The sequence below is a fragment of the Oleiphilus sp. HI0125 genome (assembly GCF_001635355.1).
The window spans coordinates 1-8,856 of sequence record NZ_LWGF01000615.1 but is presented as its reverse complement, the minus strand read 5'-3'; the positions used below and the strand labels follow the sequence as shown (position 1 = coordinate 8,856).

General features: G+C 44.3%; 6 protein-coding genes and 1 pseudogene. 5 read left to right on the top strand and 2 right to left on the bottom strand.

Annotation, left to right across the window (positions count from 1 at the left end; translation table 11 throughout):
• The first annotated feature begins 156 nt into the window (after nucleotides 1-156).
• Nucleotides 157-1,140: an HTH-type transcriptional regulator CysB gene (cysB, locus tag A3762_RS07915; protein WP_068754819.1), complete on the top strand. Its 984-nt coding sequence runs from the start codon at nucleotides 157-159 to the stop codon at nucleotides 1,138-1,140.
• Between the two features lie 17 nt (nucleotides 1,141-1,157).
• On the opposite strand, the gene A3762_RS07910 is transcribed toward cysB, so the two are convergent.
• Complete coding sequence (locus A3762_RS07910) at nucleotides 1,158-1,898, bottom strand: phosphoadenylyl-sulfate reductase (protein ID WP_082869011.1); 741 nt, start codon at nucleotides 1,896-1,898, stop codon at nucleotides 1,158-1,160.
• A gap of 128 nt (nucleotides 1,899-2,026) precedes the next feature.
• Between A3762_RS07910 and thrH the strand changes: the two genes are divergently transcribed.
• A complete protein-coding gene (thrH, locus tag A3762_RS07905; RefSeq protein WP_068754817.1) occupies nucleotides 2,027-2,641 on the top strand; it encodes a bifunctional phosphoserine phosphatase/homoserine phosphotransferase ThrH in 615 nt (204 codons plus the stop codon).
• A gap of 19 nt (nucleotides 2,642-2,660) precedes the next feature.
• On the top strand, nucleotides 2,661-3,503 hold the full coding sequence (gene rluB / locus A3762_RS07900) for a 23S rRNA pseudouridine(2605) synthase RluB (RefSeq protein WP_068753707.1): 843 nt from the start codon (nucleotides 2,661-2,663) through the stop codon (nucleotides 3,501-3,503).
• 15 nt (nucleotides 3,504-3,518) lie between these two features.
• Here the strand turns inward: rluB and A3762_RS07895 are convergent, their stop codons facing one another.
• The gene (locus A3762_RS07895; RefSeq protein WP_068754815.1) at nucleotides 3,519-4,481 is read right to left on the bottom strand and encodes a GGDEF domain-containing protein; all 963 of its coding nucleotides are present in this window, start codon (nucleotides 4,479-4,481) and stop codon (nucleotides 3,519-3,521) included.
• A gap of 260 nt (nucleotides 4,482-4,741) precedes the next feature.
• Between A3762_RS07895 and smc the strand changes: the two genes are divergently transcribed.
• Together smc and A3762_RS07885 are read left to right on the top strand one after the other, a co-directional pair.
• The gene (gene smc / locus A3762_RS07890) at nucleotides 4,742-8,242 is read left to right on the top strand and encodes a chromosome segregation protein SMC (protein WP_068754813.1); all 3,501 of its coding nucleotides are present in this window, start codon (nucleotides 4,742-4,744) and stop codon (nucleotides 8,240-8,242) included.
• A 137-nt stretch (nucleotides 8,243-8,379) separates the two neighbouring features.
• Nucleotides 8,380-8,856 (top strand): annotated as a pseudogene (locus A3762_RS07885) (hypothetical protein); the annotation flags it as partial.

The window sequence follows — 8,856 nt, the reverse complement described above, 5'->3', positions numbered from 1 at the left end:
AAATCGGCTAAGGCCACAAATTCCATATTTTTTAGTCTATATTGTTAGCGGTCTGATAGAGCTTAAGTGAAAGAGTAATATATAGGATGTTTTTATTCTTCAAAATAATAATTACTTATAGCTTTATAATCGAATGTTTTATCAAGGGATGAAAAAATGAAGCTACAGCAGTTGAGATATATTTGGGAAGTTGCCCATCATGATCTAAATGTCTCGGCAACAGCGCAGAGTTTATTTACGTCACAACCAGGGATTAGTAAGCAGATTCGTTTGCTTGAGGATGAATTGGGCGTAGAGGTATTTTCAAGAAGCGGTAAGCACCTAACGCGAATAACGCCGGCCGGCGAGAAAATTTTGGCGGTTGCGGGTGATATTTTGTCGCATGTTGAAAATATAAAGAAGATTGCAAACGAATTTAACGACAACCGCACAGGTGAGTTAACCGTTGCGACGACTCATACTCAGGCTAGATACGTATTGCCACCCATTATAAGCAGGTTTATGAAGCGTTATCCTGATGTTTCATTGCATATGCATCAAGGTACTCCAGCGCAGATTTCTGAAATGTGCTCTGACGGTGCGGTTGATTGTGCGATCGCAACGGAAGCACTTAGCCAACATTCTGATTTGATTATGATGCCATGCTATCGATGGAATCGCGTCGTTGTATTGCCTAAAGATCATCCTTTGCTCTCTGAGTCGACATTGACGCTTGAGAAACTAGCGCAGCATCCAATCGTTACCTATGTGCTTGGTTTTACTGGTAGAGAGAAGTTGGATCAGGCATTCGCAGCGGCCGGTTTAGAGCCGAATGTGGTGTTTACCGCTTCTGATGCGGATGTTATCAAAACCTACGTGCGGCTCGGTTTGGGCGTTGGCATTATTGCGTCCATGGCATTTGATCCTGTTAGAGACTCAGATTTGGTGGCGATTCCAGCCACGGATTTATTCCCAGATGCCGTAACAAGCATTGCGTTGCGCAAAGGGACTTTTATGCGTGGGTTTATGTATGAGTTTTTGGCGGAGTTTGCGCCGCATCTGACGCGCGATTTAGTTGACGAGGCATTCTATAGTCATGCTCATCGTGAGGATGTTGGTAAGGTGTTCGAGGGAATTGAGATCCCTCGATATTCAACTTAGCGTTCGAAAAGGGCGGTTTACTTAATGTGTAGGCCGCATTCCTTTTGAGTTTCTTCTTCCCACCACCAACGACCTTCTCTTTCGTGTTGGTTGGGAAGTACAGGGCGTGTGCAAGGCTCACAGCCAATACTAATAAAGCCTTTTTGATGAAGTTCATTAGTTGGCACTTCACTCATTCTTAAATAATCCCACACTTCTTTTGATGACCAATTCGCTAAAGGATTGAACTTAACTAGAATTCCTCCTTCTTTGGCATTGGCGTTATCTAGTTCAACTACGGCAACTTCTGATCGCGTGCCAGGGCTCTGATCTTTTCGTTGACCTGTGATCCATGCATCTAAGGTGGCAAGTTTTCTACGCAGTGGACGAACCTTTCGAATAGAACAACATTCTTTGTGCCCATCTTCGTAAAAACTAAACAGGCCTTTTTCTTTTACGAATGCTTCTAGTTTATCTTGATTCGGTGCCATGAGTTCAATATCGATGCCATAATGCTTTCGCACTTGATCGATGAAGCGATAGGTCTCTGGATGCAGGCGACCTGTATCAAGGCTGAACACCTTAAGGTCATCAGTCAATTTGTGAGACAGCTCAATGAGTGCAACATCCTCCGCTCCGCTGAAAGAGATCGCCGCGTTGCTGAAGTTTGAAAGCGCAAATTTTAAGATCGCGCGAGGCGACATTTCTGCGAGTTCAGCGTTAAGTTCAGCAATTGCTTCGGGAGTAACTGTTTTTGGTTTGCTGAAATCTATGCCCATGTTGGCTTGTCCTACAGGAAAGTTATAAAGCGTTGGATTTTATCGATCATTTATCAATATGCAAGCGCAGGCCTTTTCGTTAGAATGGCGCGCAAATTTTTATGAAGAATAAGTCGGAGTATTAAACCGTGGAATTAGTTTGTCTTGATCTTGAAGGGGTATTGATCCCAGAAATTTGGATTGCCTTTGCTGAAAAAACAGGAATTGAAGAGTTAAAAGCAACGACGCGAGATATTCCCGACTACGATGTGCTTATGCAGCAGCGTCTTCGTATATTAGATGAGCATGGTTATGGTCTTAAGGAGATTCAAGAAGTCATCGATACGCTTGATCCTTTGCCTGGCGCGAAAGAGTTTGTTGAATGGCTAAATCAACGTTTTCAATTGATTATCCTATCCGACACGTTTTACGAGTTTGGTATGCCGTTTATGGCTAAGCTAGGTTTTCCAACGCTGTTCTGCCATAAGTTAGAGGTGAATGAAGAAGGTAAGATTACGGATTACCTATTGCGTCAGAAAGATCCTAAGCGTCAGTCCGTTCGCGCATTTCAGTTATTAAATTATCGTGTGATTGCTGCGGGTGACTCCTATAATGATACGACAATGCTCAAGCAGGCTGAGGCCGGTATTTTATTTAAGTCTCCTCAAAACGTAATTGATGAGTTTCCTCAATTCCCTGCTGTGCACACTTATGAGGATTTAAAGGCTGAGATTTTGAAAGCTAGCCTTACACAGTCTTCTTAATTTTAATTGGGAGTATTGAATGTCTGAGCCTTCAGGCGAACGAATTCAGAAAGTCCTTGCGCAAGCAGGTTTGGGGTCACGTCGTGAAATCGAACGATGGATTGCGCAGGGTAGAGTGAGCGTTAATGGTGAGACGGTGACTTTGGGTGCTCGTCTTATCCCTTCTGATGCCGTCAGAGTAGATGGTAAGCCAGTTAAGCTTAATGTTGAGACTGCAGCTGATCAGCGGGTGATTGTTTATAGCAAGCCTGAGGGTGTTATATGCTCACGTTCTGATCCCGAGGGGCGTCCGACTGTTTTTCAGAATTTACCACGCTTGAGAAATCAGCGATGGATTTCCGTTGGTCGTCTTGATATCAACACGAGCGGCTTGCTTATCCTTACTACTGACGGTGAGCTTGCAAACAGGCTCATGCATCCATCTTATGGTGTTGATCGTGAATACGCAGTACGGATTCATGGGCAGGTCGATGATGAGATGATCGCTCGTCTTAAAGAAGGTGTACTGCTTGAAGATGGTATTGCGAGATTTACGGATATACAGTCAGCAGGCGGAGACTCAACAAATCAGTGGTTTCATGTCGCGCTGATGGAAGGTCGTAATCGCGAAGTTAGGCGCCTTTGGGAATCTCAGGGTGTTCAGGTTAGTCGTTTGAAGCGTGTTCGTTATGGCTGTATTTTCTTGCCTAGCCGATTGAAAGTTGGTGCTTGGGAAGAGTTAAACAACAAGGAAATTAACGACCTTCGTTCTCTTGTCAATCTGCCTTCTATTCGTGTTAAAGCGAAAGATCCAAAGGTGCGTCAAGATGATCAGCGTCGTCAACGACGAGCGTTTAATTCTAAATCACCTCGTCGTTGTTAAGCAAAGAAGCCTTTGCTAGGCTTCTTTTGCTGATTGCTTGTATAGATCTTGCTGGGTTGTGAGTTCGTTGATCTGAACGGTATTGCGTCCCATCTTCTTAGCGGTATATAGCGCTTTGTCTGCGCGCGTTACAAAACTCTTTAGTGTTTCTTTATGGTCGAAGCTCGTACAGCCGAAGCTAGCTGTGAGTTTGATTGTCTTGTTAGCAACACTAAAATTGTGAGCCTCTATGATCTGTCTGAGTCGTTCTGCTGTAAGGGCTGCGTTGTTCGCGGAGCTGTCATCGAGTAATAGTAAAAACTCTTCCCCGCCATATCGGAAACTAAGATCAGTTTTACGAAAGTTCTCTGTAATTAGTGTTGCGAATTGCTGAAGTATTTCGTCGCCTGCAGAGTGGCCATATGTGTCATTAATGAGTTTAAAGTGATCGATATCGATCATAATGGCAGACAGTTCTTGTTGCTTACGTATGGCTCTTTCAGCTTCTCTGTGCAAGCTACTATCTAGAGCACGTTTGTTACCTAGCCCAGTCAATTGGTCGGAAAGCGCTGCATTGATGGCTTCCTGATACATCAAAGCATTCTTTAACGGGAACACTACTGTGCTTGCCATGAACTCGATAATTGAAATTTCATCATCAGAATAACGTTTCTTTCTGCATACGCTTAGTTTTCCGAGGCGAGTATTCTCAATAATCAGATTGAATTGGCAGTTGTGTGCCCCCGGATTTTCACCCAGGCAGTATGTGTTTTCGTTAGGTGCTTGATATCTAAGCTGGCCAACGGCCATTAGATTGCTAAGTTCGTCGTAAAAGATATCGACAATGCTCGCAATATCTAAGGTAGTTTGTAGGCGTCTGATTGCGCGCGTGACTACATCATTGGTATCGACGATTTGGCGACTTAGGTCTTTATATGTGGATGCGACTCTTGCACGATTAAAATCGATTGGTTCTGCTGCTTTTTCGTTGCCGTCCATAAAACTGCCTTTAAACTTCTGTTTTGGGTTTGATCAGGGCTGTTAAGCGAGGCGCGTGCCATAAAGAAATTTTATATTTATATCAGTAAGTTATCGTTATTGTGATAGTTTGAGTGTCAAAAAAGCGGCGACATGCGTCCGCTTTTTTATATTGCGAGTGTTAAAAAACTGGCGTATCGATTTGATAGCTTGCAAGACGCTGCGTAATTTCGGAACATGTGGCAACTAATAACGAATAATATTCTGGATACGCTTTTTTAATGCGCCTCAAGTCAATCAAGCTGGTCGGCTTCAAGTCTTTTGTTGATTCGACGGTTGTTCCTTTTCCTACAAACATGACCGCAATCGTTGGTCCAAACGGTTGTGGGAAATCTAACGTTATTGATGCTGTTCGCTGGGTAATGGGCGAGAGTTCGGCTAAGCACTTACGTGGCGAGTCGATGACAGATGTTATTTTTAATGGTTCCACACATCGTCAGCCGGTAGGAAAGGCCTCTATTGAGTTGCTATTTGACAATAGTGAAGGGCAGTTGGTTGGTGAGCATGCAGCATTTACTGAAATCTCTATCAAGCGTCAGGTCACGAGAGAGGGTGTATCTCAATACTACCTAAATGGCGCAAAGTGTCGTCGTCGAGATGTAACGGATATCTTTCTCGGTACAGGCATGGGGCCTAGAAGTTATGCCATTATTGAACAGGGAATGATCTCCCGCTTGATCGAGAGTAAGCCCGAAGAGTTGCGCGTTTATCTAGAAGAAGCTGCGGGTATCTCCAAGTACAAGGAAAGGCGGCGAGAAACCGAAAATCGAATGCGCCGGACCACTGAAAATTTGGATCGACTAACGGATATTCGAGAGGAGTTGTCTAAGCAACTCGCAACACTCAAGCGTCAAGCGAATGCTGCTGAACGATACAAAGGGTTTAAGGCAAATGAACGTGCGCTGAAGGCAAAAATATCTGCTTTGCAGTGGCTAGGTTTGGATGAGCAAAAACAGGAGTTGGAGATTGAGTCGGCTCGTTGTGAGTCGACGGTCGAAAGCTTGGTGCTTGATAAGGCAACTGGGCAATCAAAAATTGAGGTGTTGCGTTCGAATATAGAAGAGTCTGCCGAAGCGATGCAATCGGTGCAGGCTCGTTACTATCAATCTGGCGCCGAGATCGCAAAGATCGAGCAAGAGTTGAAATTTGAGAGTCAGCGTCTGCAACGAGCTGAGTCTGAACGTATTCGTCTTACTGAGCAGATACGTCTTGCTGAAGATCGCTTGCGGCAAGGGTTGGAAGAAAGAGAGCTTGTTTCCGAAAGTATCGCTGAGATAGAGCCCGAAATTGAGATCGTGATTGAGCAGCAAGAGGCGGCTGAATTAAAGCTTGACGAATCTGAGATGGCGTACGCCTCTTGGTTAGATCTTAATCAGCAAATGCAAGAAGCTTACACGGATGCGCGACATAGTGTGGAGCATGCGAAGTCGAACTTGTCGCGTTTCCAGCGCGAAGCAGATCAAGCAAAGGAACGCGTTGCTTCACTTGATGATGACAAAAATCGCCTTTCAGAAGAATTGGATGTGTTGGGCTATCAAGGTGTGGGTGAAGAGTTAGCTGAGTTGACGTGCGTTTTGGAAGAATCTGAATCAAGCGTTCTCGCTAGGCAAGAAGATGTTGAAAGGCTTGAGGCCGTTGTTCAAGAAAGTCGTGAAGCGACTGCAGAACGAAAAAGTGAAATTGCCCAGAAGCAGGCAGAATTGGTTTCATTAGAAACGATTCAGCGCGATGTAGTATCTAAAGGTAATGTTGGCGCAGGTCTAACTGATCTGCATGCTAAGGCTAAAGGCGAGCTTGAAACCTTAATAGAATCAATTCAGGTCGAGCCAGTATGGGCGCCTGCCATTGAGGGTTTGCTTGGGGATCGGCTATACGCCTATTTATCTAACGATGAAAAAATGGCCGGCTATCTCTTAGATCGCTCTGATATTACTTTCGCTTTATTTTCGAATGAGCAGGCAAGCTATCAAGTTAACGATGGCTCTTTGGCAGAAAAAGTCGAAGGGTGTTCTGCGTTGATTCCGTTTTTGAATCGTTATATTTGTGCTGCGAATTCTAGCGAAGCCTTTTCTACTCGTTCTCAGCTAGAACTTGGTCAAGAATTCGTGACCACTGAAGGTGTATTGATAGGTCGGGATAGTGTTCAATATCTTGCCTTGAGTGCAATTGATGATGGTGTTGTCGTTCGTCAAAAACGAATAGATAGCTTGGTTGATGAGCTGAGTATTGCAGATGATGACGTGGCTAGATTGGAGGCGGAGCTTCAGGCTAATCTGAATGATTTGGCTGCGGCTAAAACTTCGTTAGTCGATGCTCGCGCAATAGAGCAGAGTGCTCTTAAGCGTCACGCGCAATTAGTTGCTGATGAGCGGGGGGCGAAAATCAAGCGTGAGCAACTTCAGTTGCGTATAGCTCGGATAGATGATGATTTGAATTCTGAAAGAGAGCGTTTTGCCCAAAGTTCTGAGCAAATTGAAGCGTGTGAGCAAGAGTTGTCAATATTATCTGAGGTTTTGGAGAGCGCATCTGAAAAAAGAGAGCTTGGAGAAGGTGACAAAGAGCGTTTGAAAAATGCGATATCTGAGTCGCGAGCGCAGGTTCAGGATTTAGCTTCAGTGTTAATGAGGTTGCGGTCTGATCAGCAAGGTTTTCGAAATCGCTTAGAGTTGCTAAATCAAACTCTTGATGGGCAAGTAGTTGAGATTGAGAGGTTTAACGAGGCGGTCTTAAATATTGATTTCGAGCCTGGCGATGAAGATTTGATTGAGGGTTTAGAGTCCCGCTTGCAGGATGAATTAGTCGCTCATGAGCGTGATCAGAAGCGGCTTGGGCAGGTGCGAACAGAGCACGAGGCGTTCCAAGGTCAATTGCGTGATTTGGAACAGGCAAGGGAGCGCTCTGAGACAGACTTGCTGCATGTTCGAGAAAAGCTAGAGCGGGTGCGTTTGAGGATTCAAGCATTTGCTTTAGAGCAAGATCAATGTTTCCAAAATGTGCTGGAGCAGGGTTTTGTGTTTGAAGAGCTTGTTTCAGCGCTAGCTGATGAGGATGTTCAGCAAGATGCGTTAGTGAAAGATTTGGAGTCAATTGGACAAAAGATCGCTCGTTTGGGAGCGATTAACTTGGCTGCTGTCGAGGAGTATGAGACGCAGCTAGAGCGAAAGACGTATCTTGATGAGCAGAATGATGAGTTAATTGATGCCTTAGATGTGTTGACGCAAGCTATTCGAAAAATCGATAAAGAAACAAGGCATAGGTTTAAGGAAACTTATGATCGCGTCAATGCAGGTTTGCAGAATTTGTTTCCAAAGATATTTGGGGGTGGCAGCGCCAAACTTGAGCTGACCGATTCGGATTTGCTTGAGACAGGGGTGAGTATTATTGCTAGGCCTCCAGGAAAAAATAATTCAACGATACATCTCCTTTCTGGCGGTGAGAAAGCTTTGACAGCCCTTGCATTGATTTTTTCTATTTTCAAACTTAATCCGGCGCCATTCTGTATGTTGGATGAAGTAGATGCGCCTTTAGATGATGCGAATGTTGGGCGTTTTGCTCGACTTGTCAAAGAAATGTCCGATACCGTTCAGTTCATATATATATCGCATAATAAGGTTTCTATGGAGATGGCTGACCAGCTTATGGGGGTTACTATGCACGAGCCTGGAGTCTCTCGATTGGTGTCCGTGGATATTGATGCGGCTGCTCAGTTAGTCGACGCTTAAAAGGCTATCCAACAGTTAATTTAGGTTTAATCTGGAGCGTTGGTCTCCTTGTTGTTTTCTAGCTACTATATGCCTTGATAAAAAGGCTATCCTAGCCTTTATGTTCTCAGATTATCTATACGTGGAATGAGTTCTTAATGAGCCTTAGAGAGTGGTTAATTGTAGTTGGTGTCGTCATTATCTTGGGGATTTTGATCGATGGTCTTCGTAGAATGCGTCTCGCAAAACAAGACTCTCTTAAAATGTCCCGAGATTTAGGTGGGCAAATAGATTCTTCCCCCCTTGATGATGATTTTAATCCTGAGCTTCCTGGAGGCGGTGTTCGAGTTGTATCTGCAGGAGCGGATTCTGTTGATAGTGAACTTGATGAACAAAATTTACTGTCTATTTCGGCGCAAGACGATTCAGATTTATTTGAGCCTAAAGTTTCAATTGAATCGGATGAGTCTGAGATTGAGAAACCTTCTTCTAGCACGCCTAAGCAAGCGAAAGCTAAGATTGATGCAACAACAAAGCCCAAAGAGGAAACTGTAGAATCAGATTCAGCAATCGATCATGAAGTCATCGTGATTAATGTTGATGCGCAACCAGGTCAAAATTTTGCGGGCGCAGAT